Source organism: Acidovorax sp. NO-1 (assembly GCF_000238595.1).
Taxonomy (GTDB): domain Bacteria; phylum Pseudomonadota; class Gammaproteobacteria; order Burkholderiales; family Burkholderiaceae_C; genus Acidovorax.
This window is the reverse complement of record NZ_AGTS01000145.1, coordinates 23,847-39,848: the sequence shown is the minus strand read 5'-3', so window position 1 is coordinate 39,848 and position 16,002 is coordinate 23,847. Positions and strand designations below refer to the sequence as shown.

Here is a 16,002-nt window from a genome sequence, read left to right as displayed (position 1 = left end):
GCAGGGCCGATCGGGGCGATCAGGACAAACCTTCGATTTTAGGCGCTGCCGGGGCGCGTCCCATCTTGCGTAGCGCCCACTGGGCCAGGTCGTCCATGTAGCAGTACACCACCGGCACCACCACCAGGGTCAGCAGCGACGAGGTGATCACCCCGCCGATCACCGCCTGGCCCATGGGCGCGCGCTGCTCGGACCCTTCCGACAACGCGAATGCCAGCGGCACCATGCCGAAAATCATGGCCAGCGTGGTCATGAGAATGGGGCGCAGCCGCACCCGGGCGGCCAGCAGCAGGGCGTCGGCACGGGGCAGGCCAGGCACGAGGCGGCCCTGGTCATCCGGGTGCTCTTCGCGGGCGCGGATGGCAAAGTCCACCAGCAAGATGGCGTTCTTGGTGACCAGGCCCATCAGCATCACCACGCCGATGATCGAGAACATGGACAGCGTGGAGCGGAACATCAGAAGCGCCAGCACCACGCCAATCAGCGTGAGCGGAAGCGATGTCATGAGCGCCAGCGGCTGCAAGAAGCTCTTGAACTGGCTGGCCAGGATCATGTAGATGAAGATGATGGCCATGACCAGCGCCGAAATGGCATAGCCAAACGATTCGGCCATGTTCTTGGTGGAGCCGCCAAACTGGTAGCGGTAGCCGGGCGGGAAAGCCACGGTATCCAGCGCCGTCTTGATGTCTGCCGATACCTCGCCCGCAGAGCGCTGCGCGACATTGGCGTTCACCGCCACTTCGCGCGTCAGGTCGCGCCGGTTGATCTGGTTGGCACCGGTGGACTCGGTCACGCTGGCGACCTGGTTCAGGCGCACGATGCGTGTGCTGCCGTCGGCAGCGGTCAGCGCAAAGGGCAGGCGCTCCAGGTCGGCCGGCTGGGTGCGCGCCTCGGGCGCCAGACGCACATTCACGTCGTAGGTCTGGTCGTCGGGCGCACGCCAGTTGCCCACGGTGGTGCCCGCCACCAGGGTGCGCAGCGATGCGGCCATGGGCGCCACCGACAGCCCCAGATCGAAGGCCGCATCGCGTTTGATTTCCAGCGCGATCACGGGCTTGTCAGGCTTGGCGCTGGTGTCCAGGTCCACCAGGCCGGGGATGTCGCGGATCTTCTCGGTGACGATCTTTGTAAGGCGCTCGAGCTCCTGCAGGTCGGGGCCCTGCAGCGAAAACTCCACCTGCTTCTGGCCGCCCACTGCATCCAGCAGCCCCACGTGGGTGACGGTGATGCCGGGCACGGTCTTGAGGCGTTCGCGCAGCACGTCGGACATCTGGTCCACGCTGCGGCTGCGGTCCTTGCGGTCCACCAGGCGCACGTAGATATTGGCGTAGATCTTGCCCTGGGCGCTGCCGGTGTTGATGGTGGCGAGCGTGTAGCGCACCTCGGGCATCTCGCGCAGGATGCCTTCGACCTGTTTGGCCTTGGCCTCGGTGGCTTCGAGCGACGAGCCCACAGGGGTGTAGAAGTTGAGCGAGGTTTCCGAAAAGTCCGCCTTGGGCACGAACTCGGTCCCCAGCAGCGGCACCATGAAGATGCTCAGCACAAAAATGGCCAGCGCAATGGCCATGGTGCTCAGCTTGTGCACCAGAGACCAGCGCAGGATGTGCTGGTAGCCCTCGGCCAGCGCATCCGTAGCGCGGTCGAACCAGCCCGTGACGCGGCCAATGGTCTTGTCGTAGAAGGTGACGGGCACCGCCCTCTGGCCGTGGGCGTGGATGCTCGGGTCGTGCCAGATGCTCGACAGCATGGGGTCGAGCGTGAAGCTCACAAACATCGAGATCATCACCGCCGCGACGATGGTGATGCCAAACTCGTGGAAAAACTTGCCGATGATGCCGCCCATGAAGCCGATGGGCATGAACACCGCCACGATGGACAGCGTGGTGGCCAGCACCGCCAGGCCAATCTCCTGCGTGCCGTCCATGGCGGCCGCGTAGGCGCCTTTGCCCATCTGCACGTGGCGCACGATGTTCTCGCGCACCACGATGGCGTCGTCGATCAGCAGCCCCACGCACAGGCTCAGCGCCATCAGCGTGATCATGTTGATGGTGAAGCCGAACATGTTCATGAACAGGAACGTGCCGATCAGCGCAATCGGCAGCGTCAGCCCGGTGATCACGGTGGAGCGCCAGGAGTTCAGGAACAGGAACACGATGAGCACCGTGAGGATCGCCCCCTCGATCAGCGTCTGGCGTACGTTGTTCACCGCCACGCGGATGGGGCGGGAGCTGTCGCCAATGGTCTCCAGCCGCACGCCGGGGGGCAGCTGGTTCTTCAGCTCGACGACCGCAGCGTTCAGGCCGTCCACCACCTCGATGGTGTTTTCGCCCTGCGACTTCTGCACCGACAGCAGCAGCGTGCGCTGGCCGTTGTACAGGGCCAAGCTCTCCACTTCCTGCGCGCCGTCGTTGACGCGCGCGACCTGGTCCAGGCGGACCGGCGCGCCATTCTTGCGGGCGACGATGATCTTGCCGAAGTCCTCGGGCCGCTCCATGCGGGCGTCGATCTGCACCACGCGCTCCTGCGCGAGGGACCGGATGGAGCCCACGGGCAGGTCCTGGTTCTCGTTGCGCACGGCCTGCGCCACCTGGTCGGGGGTCACGCCAAACGCTTCGAGCGCCTGCGGGTTGAGGTAGATGTTGATCTCGCGCTTGGTGGCGCCCACCAGGTTCACCGCGCCCACACCGCGCACGTTTTCCAGGCGCTTTTTCAGCACCTGCTCGGACCAGGTGGTCAGCTCCACCGCGCTGCGGCCGGAGTTCTCGTCCGGCAGCACGGCCAGGGACCAGACGGGCCGGCTGGCCGGGTCAAAGCGCAGCACGCGCGGCTCCTTGACCTCGGTGCGCAGCATGGGGCGCACAGTGGCCACCTTCTCGCGCACATCCTCGGCGGCCTTGCGGCCGTCGATGTGGAGCTGAAACTCGATGATGACCACCGCCGTGCCTTCGTAGCTGCGCGAGGTCAGGGCGTTGATGCCTGCGATCGAGTTGACGCCTTCCTCGATCTTCTTGGTGACTTCGCTCTCGACGATTTCCGGCGACGCACCGGGGTAGTCCACGGTGACCACCACCACCGGGAAGTCGATGTTGGGGAACTGGTCGACCTTGAGGCGCTGGTACGAGAACAAGCCCAGCACGACGATGGCAAGCATCACCATCGTGGCGAACACGGGGTTTTGGAGGCTGACTTTGGTGAACCACATGGCGGGTCGGGGTCGTCAGGGCAATCAGGGCGCGGCGCGGGATGCTGCTGCCATAGCAGGTGCGGGCGCAGCAGCGGGCGCGGCCGTGGATGCCGCCACTGCGACCGCCGTGCCCTCACGCAGCTGGCCGATGCGGCCCGCGATCACCGCCGTGCCTTCGGGTATGCCCTCTACCGCCACCAGGGTCTGGCCGTCCACCACCGCACGGTTGCCGGTCTTGACCTCGGCATAGGCCACGCGGCCGTCTTTGAGGACTTGCAGATAGGGGGCGGGCTTGTCGGTGCGCACGGCGTCCAGCGGCACGGCCAGCACATCGGCCCGCCCGGTATCGAGCGTGCCCTGCACGAACAGGCCTTGCCGCAGCGGCGTTGCGCTGGCGGGCTGCCCCACCCGCAGGTACACGGGCACCGTGCGGCTGCCAGCCTGTGCGCTGGGATTGATGCGCACCACGGTGGCCGGCACCGGAGCGCCAACGCCCTCGATGGTGAGTTGCGCCTTCTGGCCCACGCGCACCGCCACGGAGTCAGCGGGGTTGAGCAGCGCTTCGAGCTCCAGCCGCGACAGGTCCACCACCTCGATGATGCGCGCGTCCACCGCCACACGCTCGCCCGGCTGGGCCAGGCGCTGCGCCACCATCCCGCTGATGGGGCTTCTGAGCACGGTGTCTTCCAGGGCCTTGCGGGCCACGTCAGCCGCCGCCACGGCGGCCTGGTAGCTGGACTGGGCCGCCTCCAGGCTGGCCTGCGAGTTGACGAGTGCCGTGGCGGAGATGAAGCCCTGGTCCACCAGTGCACGGTTGTTGGCGTACTGGCGCTGGTTGATGTCTACCTGGGATTTGGCAGCCTCGGCCTGCTGTTGTGCCTGGCGCAGGCGCGCGCGGGCTTCGGTGGGGTCGATGCGGGCCACTTCCTGGCCGGCTTTGACGCTGTCGCCCTCGCGCAGGGTGAGGCCTTGCAGTTCGCCACCAGCGCGCGCCTTCACCATGGCCGAATCCACCGCACGCAAGGCCCCAGACACCGGAACCCCTACCGCCAGATTCTGGCGCCGCACCTGCAACACCTCGTCCGCTGCCAGCTGCAGCGGCGCCTGGGCCCGCTGCGCCGTGGCATCGGCCAGCGCCTTTTGCTGCACCTGCCGCGCGGCCATGGCGCGCCAGACGCCGCCGCCCAGCAACACAACAACAACGGCCGCCACCAGCCAGGGAATCCAGCGTTTCATGATCAGGAGCCGCGGGAGGGCGGCACAGAGGAAGAGAGAGGGGAGGGCAAGGGAGGCGGCTCTGCGGAGCGCACCAGCAACCCGTGGAGCACGTTGTCGATCTGCGCGGTGATGTACAGCTCGGGCCGCAGGCCCAGTGAATCAGGAATGCACGCCCCAAGGGAGTGCTTCCACATCATGAGGAAGATCATGGGCGCCAGCACCACATGCACGATGTAGTCGAGCGGCACGGGGCGGAACTCGCCGCGCTCGATGCCACGCTCGATGATGCGCCGTATCAGCATCTGCCCCGGCAGGATCACCTCCTGCTGGTAGAACACGGTGATCTCCGGGAAATTCTGGGCTTCGCTGAACATCAGCTTGGTGATGCCCGATGCCTTGGTGCAGCCAATGCGCTCCCACCACACCTGATAGCAGTAGCGCAGAAGCTCGCTGGTGGTGCCCTCGAAAGCTTCAAGCTCTTCCCGCCACTCGTCAAAGCGCCCCGCGATGTTGTGGCGCACCACTGCCTTGAACAACTCTTCCTTGCTGGGGAAATACAGAAACAGCGTGCCCTTGGACACCCCTGCGCGCGCCGCCACCTCATCCACCCGCGTTGCGGCGAAACCCTTTTCGACAAAAAGGTCCAGCGCAGCCTCCAGCAGCTCGCCAGGGCGGGCTTCCTTGCGGCGCTCGCGTTTGGTGCCTGGGGGGGCGGTGGAGGGTGGGGAGGTGGGAGACAAGGGATCGCTTTGTTAATGACTGACCGGTTAGTAATGTAGCAAGCGCCGGATGGGGCGTCAATTCATAATGACCCCGTTTGAACCCCAAGGACCACCATGACATTGCAAACCATCACCCTGGGCGGCGGCTGCTTCTGGTGCACCGAAGCCGTTTTTGACCGCGTGCGCGGCATCACCGATGTGGAAAGCGGCTACACCAACGGGCACACGCTGAACCCCACTTACGAGCAGATCTGCCGGGGCGACACCGGCCATGCCGAGGTGGTACGCCTGACGTTTGATGCCGATGAGATCAGCCTGGAAGAAATCCTGGAAATCTTCTTCCACACTCACGACCCGACCACCCTCAACCGCCAGGGCAACGACGTGGGCACGCAGTACCGCAGCGGCATCTACTACGACAACCCCGGGCACGGCGAGATCGCGAACGACATGATCCGCCAGATGTCGCAGGACAAGCTGTTCGGTGCGCCCATCACCACCGAGGTCAAGCCACTCGCCAACTACAGCACGGCCGAGGCGTACCACCAGGATTATTTTGCGAACAACCCGAATGCCGGGTACTGCGCGTTTGTGGTGGGGCCGAAGGTGGAAAAGTTCAGGAAGACGTTTGTGAAGTACCTGAAGGCTTGAGCGGGCACGGCGCGAACGTCCGTGCCGCCTGTAAATTCCTGTAGGGGAAAGTTGGGGTGTGAGCGCCTGATTCTGAAAGGCGCAACTTGAGAGGGCATAATGCAACCCGTTTGCGTTAATTCCGTTTTAGCCTATCGCAACACCTGATGCCTGCACCATCACCGCCATCCCCGCAAAGCCCTGCATGGGCACTCCCCCCAAGCATGCGCGCCACCCGTGCCACGCGGGCGTTGGCGGCGTTGTATGAGTCAAGGCCGGATGCGACCCTGTCCGAACCCGAGGTTGAAGCGGCCCTTGCCGAAGCAGGCGTTGCCGTCAACAAGGTCACCGTCTACCGCATGCTCGACCGCTTCGCCGCCGCTGGCCTGCTGCACAAGCAAGTCGATGCCGCCCGTGTGACCCGGTATGCACTGGCGCCACAAGGCGAAGAGGGCGACGCACCGCGTTTTGAATGCGACGATTGCCACCGCCAGTTCCGCCTGTCGAAGGGTTCGGCCAAGGTGCAAAAAGCCCTCCAGCAGGTGCTGCAGGCACTGGCCACGGCGGGGCATGAGAGCCTGGCGGTAGACATTGCGGTGCACGGGCGCTGTGCAGACTGCGCCCACCCAGCCGAGGGCGCTGCCGCATGATCCGCACACGAGGCCTTTCCTACACCTATGCCACGGGCGGCGCCGCGCCGCTGCGCTTCCCCGATGTGGACCTGCGCCAGGGCGGCACCTTGCTGCTGCGCGGGCGCTCGGGCTCGGGCAAGTCGACCTGGCTGTCGTTGATGGCCGGGCTGCGCGGGGCCAGCGGGGGCGACCTGTTTGTGGCGGGCACGCAGCTGGGCACGCAGCGCGGGGCCGAGATTGATGCCTGGCGCGCGCGCAGAATTGGTTTTTTGCCGCAAAAGCTCTACCTCAGCAGCGCGCTCACGGTGGCCGAGAACCTGGCGCTGGTCTACTTTGCGGCCGGGCTGCCGCGCGACGATGCAGCCATCATGCGCGCGCTGGCGCAGGTGGGTGTGGCCGAGCTGGCCGCCCGCAAGCCGCACCAGCTCTCGGGCGGGCAGGCGCAGCGCGTGGCGCTGGCGCGGGCCGTGTTGCTGGCACCTCAGGTGTTGCTGGCCGACGAGCCTACGGCCAGCCTGGACGACGAGGCCGCCGCCGATGCTCTGGCGCTGCTGCAGCACAGCGCCGCCGCCTGCGATGCCAGCCTGGTGATCGCCACGCACGACCAGCGTGTGGTGCAGGCCCTGGCGGGCGTGCAAACGCTGGATTTGAATGAAATTGGCGTCCAGCGCCTGATGGATAAGCGCGAGCAGCTATGAATTCAGGAGTATTCAAACTCGCCCGCCTGTCGTGGAGCTACCTGTGGTCCCGGCCCTTGGCGGCTGTGCTGAACCTGTTGGTGCTCACGCTGGGCCTGGCCGCCATCACGCTGGTGCTGCTGGTGGCCACGCAGCTCGACAAGGCGTTCGAGCGTGATCTGAGCGGCATCGACCTGGTAGTGGGCGCAAAGGGCAGCCCGCTGCAGCTGATCCTGGCGGGCGTGTTCCACATCGACGTGCCCACGGGCAACATCCCGCTGCAAGAGGTGCAGGCACTGCATAAAAATCCGCTGGTGGCGCAGGTCATCCCGCTCAGCCTGGGTGACAGCTACCAGGGGTTTCGCATCGTGGGCACCACGCCCGACTACGTGGCGCACTACGACGCAAGGTTTGCTGAGGGCGCACTGTGGCAGCAACCCATGGACGCGGTGTTGGGCGCCAGCGTGGCGCGCGGCATTGTCAAAAGCAGCCATGCGGGCGCGCCGCTGGTGGGCGCCACCTTTGTCGGCAGCCACGGCCTGGGTGGGGGAGGGCATGCGCATGGCAACCACCCCTACCGTGTGAGCGGCGTGCTGGCGCCCTGCGGCTGCGTGCTCGACCGGCTGATCCTGACCAGCACCGAATCCGTCTGGATGGTGCACGAGACGGCCACGGCCAACGACGCCGAAGACCTGGAGATATTGAAAGAAGAGCGCGAAGTGACCGTGGCCCTGGTGCGCTACCGCACGCCCATGGCCGCCATCACGCTGCCGCGCCAGATCAACAGCGACACATCAATGCAGGCGGCAGCGCCCGCCATCGAGGTCACGCGCCTGCTGCGCCTGCTGGGCGTGGGGGCCGATGTGCTGCGCGCCTTTGGCGGCGTGCTGCTGGCGGTGGCGGCGCTCAGCGTGTTCATTGCCCTGTGGAATGCCGTGCGCGAGCGCCGCGCCGACCTGGCCATGCTGCGCATGCTGGGCGCGCCCCCGGGCCGCGTGGCCGGGCTGGTGCTGTGGGAGGCCCTGTGGCTGGCTGCGATGGCGTCTGTTCTGGGCCTGCTGCTGGGCCACGGCCTGGCCCATGGCCTGGGTTGGGCACTGCAGGCGCAGGGGCTGCTGCCCGTCACCGGCTGGATCTGGCTGCCCGCCGAGGCCGGTGTGCCCCTGCTGGCGGCGGGTGTGGCGGCGCTGGCGTCGTTGTTGCCTGCCATGCAGGCTTACCGCACCGAAGTGGCAGATTTGCTCAGCGAAGCATGAAAGCGCCCCTGTGCCGCTTCGCGTCTTCCCCGGTGGGGGACGCCCGGGGCCTGGCAAAGCCAGTTCCCCGGCGGCGCTGACTTTGGCCGCGCCAGTTTTATCACCCTTTTTCTCACCACCACCTGAAAGGACACACCATGAAAGAGCTCCTCACTGCACTGGCCCTGGCCCCCATGCTGCTCGTTGGCTCCCTGGCACACGCCCAGGCCCACAGCGACAAGGAAACCAAGGCCGACGCAGAGCGCCACCGCGCCATGGCTGCTGCACACGAGGCCGCAGCCAAGTGCCTTGAATCCGGCAAGGGCCACGATGTGTGCCAGAAGGAGCTCCAGGCCGCGTGCAAGGGTTTGGGCATCGGCAAGTACTGCGGCATGCGCCACGCGCACTGATCGCCGGTCCCGAGCTTTTGATTGTGTGCAGAGGTTGCCCACCATGTCCCATACCGTGATCCCCCCATCCGTTGCCGGCCGAGCGCACCGCCTGGCTTGCTGGGCCGCCGCGCTGGCGCTTGCAGGCGGCGCCCACGCGCAGCAGGGCAGTTCTGCCCAGCCGCTACCGGGCGCTGCCGAGCGCACCAAGGAGGGTGCGACGGCAGCGCCTGCGGTACTCTCGTCGCCGCTGCCCCAAGGCGCGGGCAGGGTGGTGACGCCGGGTGCACCCGGTGCCGGATCGGGCGCGGGCTACCACAGCCCCGACAGCCCCATTGCGCCTCTGCCGCAGCGCAGCGACGTGGTGCCCTGGTCGGTGCTGGCAGACCTCACCAAGAAAACCACCAAGGATCGCGTCCTGCCCGTGTTCAACGACACACAAAAAGGCATGGACCAAACCATCCAGCGCATCCAGGGCTTCATGATGCCGCTGGACGCCAAGGCCACGCAGACGCACTTTCTGCTGACCTCGGTGCCGCTGACCTGTTCCTTTTGCATCCCCGGCGGGCCCGAGAGCATGGTTGAGGTCAAGGCCAGGACGCCCGTGCGCTACTCGCTCGAGCCCGTGGTGGTAGAGGGCAGGTTCACCCTGCTTGCCAATGACCAATACGGTCTGTACTACCGCATGGTGGATGCTGTGCCGGTGAAGTGAACCGGGCTGCTACCTGACCCGCTGATTGGCAGATGCCACCCGCCCCATGACCCGCGACCACCGACCCAGCCCCATGGCATGGCTTGCCCCCTTGCACGCCACAGCCTGCAGGGCAGGGCTGCGTGCGCGGGGCAGGGCCAGCACAGGCAGCAGGCTATGGGCACAGGCCGCACTGGCGTGGCTGCTGCTGGCGCTGGTGGTGGTGCCCACGCTGGGGCGCCTGCACCAGGTCATGCACGCCCCGGCGCTACAGGCGCATGCGCTGTCGGCCCCGGGTGCACTGTCCTTTGCAGCACCTGGCCTGGCGGCTGGCGCCATAGCCGGGCAGGGCTCGGCCCCCGCCCACGCGCACGGGCTGATCGACACCTTGCTGGCGCACCACGCGCCGGTGGACTGCCTGTTGCTGGACCAGCTGGCTCTGGGCGACGCATTGCACAGTGCCCCGGTGGCTTTGACCGCGGCAGTGCCAGCGCAGGCGCCGCCGGGGCAACCGGGCGCCACCGCTGCGGCCGGGCCTGTTGCGTTTTTTCAGGCCCGCGGCCCACCCGGGCCGGGGTGACGGGTAGAGCCGGTAGCGGCAGCTGCCGCCGCCGTCTGCAGCCATTGCGCTGCGTCGCGGCCGGATGAATTGGCATCGTTTCGTTCACCGAACCCGCGCGGCGTGACCTCCGCACGGTCAGCCTCTTTACCGCCGCTTCTCCAGCAACGGGCTCAACCCGTTGCGCACGCTGCTGCGCTGGGCTGTCACGCAAAAACTCCTGATTTCATAGCTGCCAGCGCTTGATGGATAAGCGCTGGAGCCACTTTGTATTCATATTTTTGTGGGTGATTTGTGTTGGCCGCCTTGCGCAGCCCACCGCATGCCGCACGGCACACCCACGCATTTCTCATTCAGCCATGACACACCAAAGTAGCAATACCACCCGTAGCGCCCGTCACCTTCCAGCCCTGCAACCGGTGGCTCTGGCCGCCATCCTCGCGCTATCGGGCACCGGCCCGGCGCATTCGCAGGCAACGCTCTCGTCCGCCGCCAGCCTGCCCCCGATCACCGTTTCTGCCAGCGGCCTGCAACTGGGCGTCAACGATATGACCGCGCCCGTCACTGTGCTCGAAGGCAATGAACTCGTGCGCCGCCGCGAGGCCACACTGGGCGAGACGCTGAACAGCGAGCCTGGTATCACCAGCAGCCACTTCGGCGCCGGTGCCAGCCGCCCCATCATCCGTGGCATGGACGGCCCGCGCGTCAAGGTGCTGAGCGACGGCGCCGAGCTGCACGACGCCTCCACCATCAGCCCCGACCACGCCGTGGTGGCCGAGCCCCTGCTCGCCACCCAGATCGAAGTGCTGCGCGGCCCATCGGCCCTGGTGCATGGCGACGGCGCCGTGGGCGGCGTGGTCAACGTGCTCGACGGCAAGATCCCCACTGCCGTCCCGCAAAAGGGCTACGAGGGCAGCGCCGAGTTGCGCGCCAACACCGGCGCGAGTGAAGCGGCAGGTGCCTTCTCGCTGACCGGCGGCGCCGGCAACCTGGCCGTGCATGTGGAAGGCGTGGCGCGCGATGCGGGCGACTACCGCGTCGGCAAGGGCTGGGCGCCCGAGAGCGAACCCACCCGCAAGGTGCTGGGCAGCTTCAACCGCACCGACACCGGCAGCGTCGGCCTGTCGTGGGTGGGAAGCAGCGGCTACCTGGGCGCCGCCTACACCCGCCAGACCGCGCGCTACGGCCTGCCCGGCCACAACCACGGCTTTGAAGGCTGCCACACCCACGGCAACCACCTGCACTGCGGCAGCCACGGCGAAGACGACGGCCACGACCACGGCCATGAAGACGAACATGGCGACGTGCCCGTGGTTCAACTCGCCAGCGAACGCCTGGACATCCGGGGCGAGCTGCGCAACCCCTTTGCCGGCTTTTCGGCTCTGCGCCTGCGCGCGGGCATTACGGACTATGTGCACGACGAAGTCGAAGACGGCGCCATCAGCACCACCTTCAAGAACAAGGCCTACGACACCCGGATCGAGCTGCAGCACGAGCCCATCGCTGGTTTCAAAGGCGTGATTGGCCTGCAGACCTCGCAGCGCAAGTTCAGCGCCGACGGCGAGGAGGCCTATGTGCAGCCCACCGTGACCCGCAAGACGGGCCTCTTCGTGCTGGAGGAATACCTTTGGGGCGACTGGCGCTTCGAAGCCGCCCTGCGCCACGACCGCCAGACTGCCGAGGCCCAGACCAGCGGCATCGAACGCAGCCACAACGGCACGTCCGCATCGCTGGGCGCGGTGTGGAGGTTCACGCCCGGCTACCAGGTCGGCACTTCGTTCACCCGCGCCAGCCGCGCCCCGTCGGCCGAAGAGCTGTATGCCAAGGGCCTGCACATGGCCACCAGCACGTATGAACGCGGCAACGCCAACCTGAAGTCCGAGATCTCGCAGAACATCGACGTGAGCCTGAAGAAAACCAGCGGCGACACCACCTTTGGCGTCAGCATCTTCCGCAACCGCATCAACAACTACATCTACGGCCGCACGCTCGATGAAGTCGATGGCCTGCAACTGCTGCAATACAGCCAGGCCGACGCCACCTTCACCGGCATCGAAGGCCAGGTGCGCCAGCGCCTGAACCGCCACGTGGGCATCACGCTGTTCGGCGACACCGTGCGCGCCAGGCTGGACGGCGGTGGATTGCTACCGCGCATCCCGGCAACCCGCGCCGGTGTGCGGCTGGACGCCAACTGGCGGGCCTGGGAAGGCCGGGTCGAATGGGTGCAAGTGGCCCGCCAGAACCGCGTGGCCGAGTTTGAAAGCGCCACCCCTGGCTACGGCATGCTGAACCTGGGCGTGAGCTACAACGGCCAGTTCAGCAGCGGCACCCCCTGGCAGGTGTACCTGAAGGCCAACAACCTGACGGACCGCCTGGCGTACGCGCACACCTCGTTCATCAAGAACGCAGCGCCGTTGATGGGGCGCAATGTGACCCTGGGGGTGAAAGTGGCGTTCTGACGGGTGATGCCGTCGTGATGTGAGCGAGCCAGCGGCGGGGGAGGGCGTTGCTGGCTTGCGCAGCCGTTGACAATCATTTGTGGATGGCCAGGCAATGCGATTGGGCCGCTATCGACCCAGTGCAGCCGATCGATGCTCCTCAGGCAATGACCGGCTTGCAGCGTTTGCTGTCATTGGTCACTGGCTGCTTTCTGGAAGTTCAACTTCAAAGTTTTGCCGACTCGTTGAGGGCCATTTTTGGCGACGAATCAGTTTTGATGACTTGGCAAACCTTGCAAGAGCCCGATACCGGGGTGAGCCTTCAGTTTCGCTTTTTGTACGCCAGATATTGCCGAAAAAAGCTTTGATCTGTCGCTACTTCCGATTGAGATTCCTTTCAGAGCACTCAATAAAACTACGTAGAGTAGGTGGGTAGTAAGCTGGATTCCATATCAACATTGCAGATGCCAACACTTTTTCGCCTGTAATTCTTATGAATTTCACACCGTAAACGCGCGAGCGAGCCAATGTGCTGGGGACAACAGAAACGCCAAGACCATTTGCGACCATTGCCACAATAGTCAACCACTGACGGGTCGCATGAGCAATTTGCGGGTGTATCCCGGCACGAGAGAAGATGGCAATCACGTTGTCATAGTTTGCGGGAGCAACATCCCTGGAAAACATCACAAAACGTTCATGGGCCAGTTGTTTCAGTTCAACTGAATCGCACTGCGCCTTGGGATGATCTTCCGGCAAGCAGATTACAAATTCATCTTCTCCCATGGGCAGAGATGCCAACTGAGGCGGAACCGTCGAGGCATTCACAAACCCGGCATGAATTTGGCCACGCAGTAGCTCATTGACCTGGTCTGCACTGGACATCTCTCTGAGCACCACATCCACATCAGGCATTTCCGCATTGAATTGCCGAACAATGCCCGGAACCTCCCGGTAGATCAGCGAACCAGTCACACCAATCTCAAGTCGTCCACGCATCCCCCTGGCGACGATTTTTGCCACATTCGAAGCCCGAGCCACTTGTTCCAAAATCTGGCGCGCTTCCTCCAAGAAGGCCTCGCCGGCCTGGGTCAGCTCGACATGCTTGCTATCGCGAATCAAAAGCCGAACATCTAACTCCTCTTCCAGCGACTTGATGGCGCTGCTCAACGGCGGTTGAGTAATCGCAAGCTTGCTGGCTGCGCGCCCGAAATGCAACTCTTCGGCCAGGACGACAAAGTAGCGAAGAAAGTGAAGCTTCATGGGTACAGCAAAGTGATGATGAATGAGGCTGATTGTCCCTCAATGATTCATTAAATGTATTGCTCTAGCCAAAAATAGGATTGGACGCGAATGATTGCGCCGGGGAAGATTGGGGTGCATTGATTGACTCGACGATGCACATTCCAATTACAACCGGAGACGCCTCATGAAAATTTTTCCTCGTGTCTTGACCCTGGCGGCCAGCTTGTTGGCTGCTTCAGCGGCGATAAGCCAGACATACCCTTCTGCTCCGATCACGATGGTCGTGCCTTTTGCTGCCGGCAGCGGCACGGATTCCGTAGCGCGCATTGTTGCCAAGAAGCTCGGTGAGCGCCTGAAGCAACCTGTGCTGATCGACAACCGGGCTGGCGCCAACGCGCAGATTGGCGCCCAGTTCGTGGCCAAAGCCAAGCCTGACGGTTACACCTTGTTCATGACGACCAATACGTCGCACTCAGCCAATCCCAGTCTGGTCCTCAATCTTAAATACGACCCGATCAAGGATTTCACACCGGTCGCCCGTGTGGGCGAACTGCCGTTCGCGTTGGTTGTGAACAAAAACGACCCCGCCAAGTCCCTCAAAGGGTGGATTGATCAGGTGAAGGCAAACCCCGGAAAGTTTTCTTACGCCACACCGAACAGCACCTCGCTGGTGGCCTCTGAAACCATCAAGCGGATTGCCGGCCTGGATGTTGTTGCGATCCCCTATAAATCGAGTCCCCAGGCCCTCACCGATCTGATCGGTGGGTCCGTGCAAATGTATGTCGTAGATCTGGGCTCGGGCATGGGCATGATCAATGCGGGCAGCGTCCGGGTTTTGGGCGTCACCACCAAGGAACCGCTGAAGTCGATGCCTGATGCGGTACCCATCGCCAAGGAAGTCCCGGGATTTGACTTGACATCCTGGAACGGAATCTTCGGACCTGCTGGCATGCCCAAGCCTGTCGTGGACAAGCTGAACCTGGAGCTGCAAGAGGTCTTGTCAGACAAGGAAGTGCAAAAAGCACTGAGCCAGCTGGGCTTTGAAACCTGGCCGACCAAGACGCCAGAGGAGTTTGCCAAATACGTGGCTGACCAGCTGACTCACTGGAGCACCCTCATCAAGCAGGCCGGTATCCGTCCTGAATAAACATGACTGCTCAGTATTCAGTTTCCACCTCCGGTCCGCTGGCAGGTGTGAAGATTCTCGACCTGACCTCTGTCGTCATGGGGCCTTTTGCGACCCAGATCCTGGCGCAACTGGGCGCAGAGGTCATCAAGGTGGAGACCCCGGAAGGCGACAACATGCGCCATGTCGGCCCCATGAACCATGCTGGGATGGGGCATATCTTCTTGCATGCCAACGCAGGCAAGAGAAGTATCGTTCTCAATCTCAAGCATCCTGACGGCCGTGAGGCCGTCTTGAAGATGGCCGAGAGTTGCGACGTGTTCATCAGCAACGTGCGGCCACAGGCTCTGGCCAGGTTGGGATTGGACTATGAGGCGGTGCGTCAGCGCAACCCACGCATCATCCATGTGAGTTGCTGTGGATTTGATCAAGACGGGCCCGATGCCGCCCGGCCCGCCTACGACGATCTGATCCAGGGCGCCACCGGCGTTCCGTGGCTGATGGGGCAATACGGATCACCCGAGCCCGCCTATGTCCCCACCACGCTGGCGGACCGCGTGACGGGCTTGCACACTGTTTACGCTGTCACGGCTGCGCTATATGCCCGCAGCCAATCAGGCGTGGGGCAGGCCGTGGTGGTGCCGATGTTTGAAGCCATGGCGCAGTTCATTCTGGGGGATCACATGGCCGGCCTGACCTTCGAGCCGCCGATTGGAAAACCCGGCTACGCACGATTGCTGACGCCACACCGCAAGCCGTATCTCACCAGCGATGGCATGTTGTGTGTCCTGATCTACAACGACAAACACTGGAAAAGTTTTTTTGAAGCCATCGGCGAGGCCGAAGGGCTGGCGCGTGATCCACGTTTTTCAACGCACAGCGCTCGGGCGGCCAACATCGATGAGGTTTATGCCGAAGTCGCTCGCCTCATGCGTACCCGCACCACCGCGCAATGGCGCGCACTGCTCGACGCTGCCGACGTACCCAATATGCCGATGAACAGTCCGGAAGACCTGCTGGTCAATCCACAACTTCGTGCCACGGGGTTTGTCAGCGACACGGTGCATCCGACAGAGGGGCCCATGCACACGCTTGCTCATCCAACGAAGTGGTCGGCCACGCCACCAGCGAGGAGCTTTTCACCCGCGCCACGGTTAGGTGAACACACCCGGCAACTCCTGGAAGAGGCCGGCTACACACCGGAGCGCATCAACACCCTGCTCGAGCAAGGCGCTTGCCAGACTGACACCTGAAAG

The 16,002-nt window shown here is 64.3% G+C and carries 14 protein-coding genes; 10 read left to right on the top strand and 4 right to left on the bottom strand.

Features of this window, described 5'->3' with window-relative positions:
• Positions 1 to 19: 19 nt before the first annotated feature.
• From KYG_RS20625 to KYG_RS20615, 3 genes are read right to left on the bottom strand one after another with little or no spacing between them, the layout of a single operon-like run.
• Complete coding sequence (locus tag KYG_RS20625) at positions 20 to 3,202, bottom strand: efflux RND transporter permease subunit (RefSeq protein WP_008906872.1); 3,183 nt, start codon at positions 3,200 to 3,202, stop codon at positions 20 to 22.
• Between the two features lie 24 nt (positions 3,203 to 3,226).
• Positions 3,227 to 4,420 (bottom strand): efflux RND transporter periplasmic adaptor subunit, encoded by a 1,194-nt coding sequence (locus KYG_RS20620; RefSeq protein WP_008906871.1) that lies wholly within the window; start codon positions 4,418 to 4,420, stop codon positions 3,227 to 3,229.
• 2 nt (positions 4,421 to 4,422) lie between these two features.
• Positions 4,423 to 5,142, bottom strand: coding sequence for a TetR/AcrR family transcriptional regulator (locus tag KYG_RS20615; RefSeq protein ID WP_008906870.1), 720 nt, complete (start codon positions 5,140 to 5,142; stop codon positions 4,423 to 4,425).
• A 96-nt stretch (positions 5,143 to 5,238) separates the two neighbouring features.
• Here KYG_RS20615 and msrA point away from each other — a divergent pair, with 96 nt between their 5' ends.
• The 8 genes from msrA to KYG_RS20575 all read left to right on the top strand — a co-directional run bounded on the left by msrA (position 5,239) and on the right by KYG_RS20575 (position 12,396).
• Positions 5,239 to 5,775 (top strand): peptide-methionine (S)-S-oxide reductase MsrA, encoded by a 537-nt coding sequence (msrA, locus tag KYG_RS20610; RefSeq protein WP_008906869.1) that lies wholly within the window; start codon positions 5,239 to 5,241, stop codon positions 5,773 to 5,775.
• 203 nt (positions 5,776 to 5,978) lie between these two features.
• Positions 5,979 to 6,404, top strand: a complete 426-nt coding sequence (locus KYG_RS20605) for a transcriptional repressor (protein WP_008906868.1) — start codon at positions 5,979 to 5,981, stop codon at positions 6,402 to 6,404.
• Positions 6,401 to 7,084, top strand: a complete 684-nt coding sequence (locus KYG_RS20600; RefSeq protein WP_008906867.1) for an ABC transporter ATP-binding protein — start codon at positions 6,401 to 6,403, stop codon at positions 7,082 to 7,084. The genes KYG_RS20605 and KYG_RS20600 overlap by 4 nt, the downstream gene beginning before the upstream one ends.
• Positions 7,081 to 8,319 (top strand): ABC transporter permease, encoded by a 1,239-nt coding sequence (locus KYG_RS20595; protein WP_008906866.1) that lies wholly within the window; start codon positions 7,081 to 7,083, stop codon positions 8,317 to 8,319. Before KYG_RS20600 ends, KYG_RS20595 begins: the two co-directional genes overlap by 4 nt.
• 137 nt (positions 8,320 to 8,456) lie before the next feature.
• A complete protein-coding gene (locus KYG_RS20590; RefSeq protein WP_008906865.1) occupies positions 8,457 to 8,708 on the top strand; it encodes a hypothetical protein in 252 nt (83 codons plus the stop codon).
• A gap of 43 nt (positions 8,709 to 8,751) precedes the next feature.
• Positions 8,752 to 9,399, top strand: coding sequence for a DUF3299 domain-containing protein (locus tag KYG_RS20585; RefSeq protein WP_008906864.1), 648 nt, complete (start codon positions 8,752 to 8,754; stop codon positions 9,397 to 9,399).
• Between the two features lie 73 nt (positions 9,400 to 9,472).
• On the top strand, positions 9,473 to 9,958 hold the full coding sequence (locus tag KYG_RS20580; protein ID WP_237707307.1) for a hypothetical protein: 486 nt from the start codon (positions 9,473 to 9,475) through the stop codon (positions 9,956 to 9,958).
• Positions 9,959 to 10,296: 338 nt separating this feature from the next.
• The gene (locus KYG_RS20575; RefSeq protein WP_034695623.1) at positions 10,297 to 12,396 is read left to right on the top strand and encodes a TonB-dependent receptor domain-containing protein; all 2,100 of its coding nucleotides are present in this window, start codon (positions 10,297 to 10,299) and stop codon (positions 12,394 to 12,396) included.
• A 354-nt stretch (positions 12,397 to 12,750) separates the two neighbouring features.
• Here KYG_RS20575 and KYG_RS20565 read toward each other — a convergent pair whose 3' ends face one another.
• On the bottom strand, positions 12,751 to 13,638 hold the full coding sequence (locus KYG_RS20565) for a LysR family transcriptional regulator (RefSeq protein ID WP_008906860.1): 888 nt from the start codon (positions 13,636 to 13,638) through the stop codon (positions 12,751 to 12,753).
• 166 nt (positions 13,639 to 13,804) lie between these two features.
• On the opposite strand from KYG_RS20565, the gene KYG_RS20560 reads away from it, so the two are divergent.
• Complete coding sequence (locus KYG_RS20560) at positions 13,805 to 14,767, top strand: tripartite tricarboxylate transporter substrate binding protein (protein ID WP_034695619.1); 963 nt, start codon at positions 13,805 to 13,807, stop codon at positions 14,765 to 14,767.
• A gap of 2 nt (positions 14,768 to 14,769) precedes the next feature.
• Positions 14,770 to 15,999 carry a CaiB/BaiF CoA-transferase family protein gene (locus KYG_RS20555; RefSeq protein ID WP_034695616.1) on the top strand — a complete coding sequence of 410 codons (1,230 nt, stop codon included), beginning with the start codon at positions 14,770 to 14,772 and terminating at the stop codon, positions 15,997 to 15,999.
• The last annotated feature ends 3 nt before the right edge of the window (positions 16,000 to 16,002 follow it).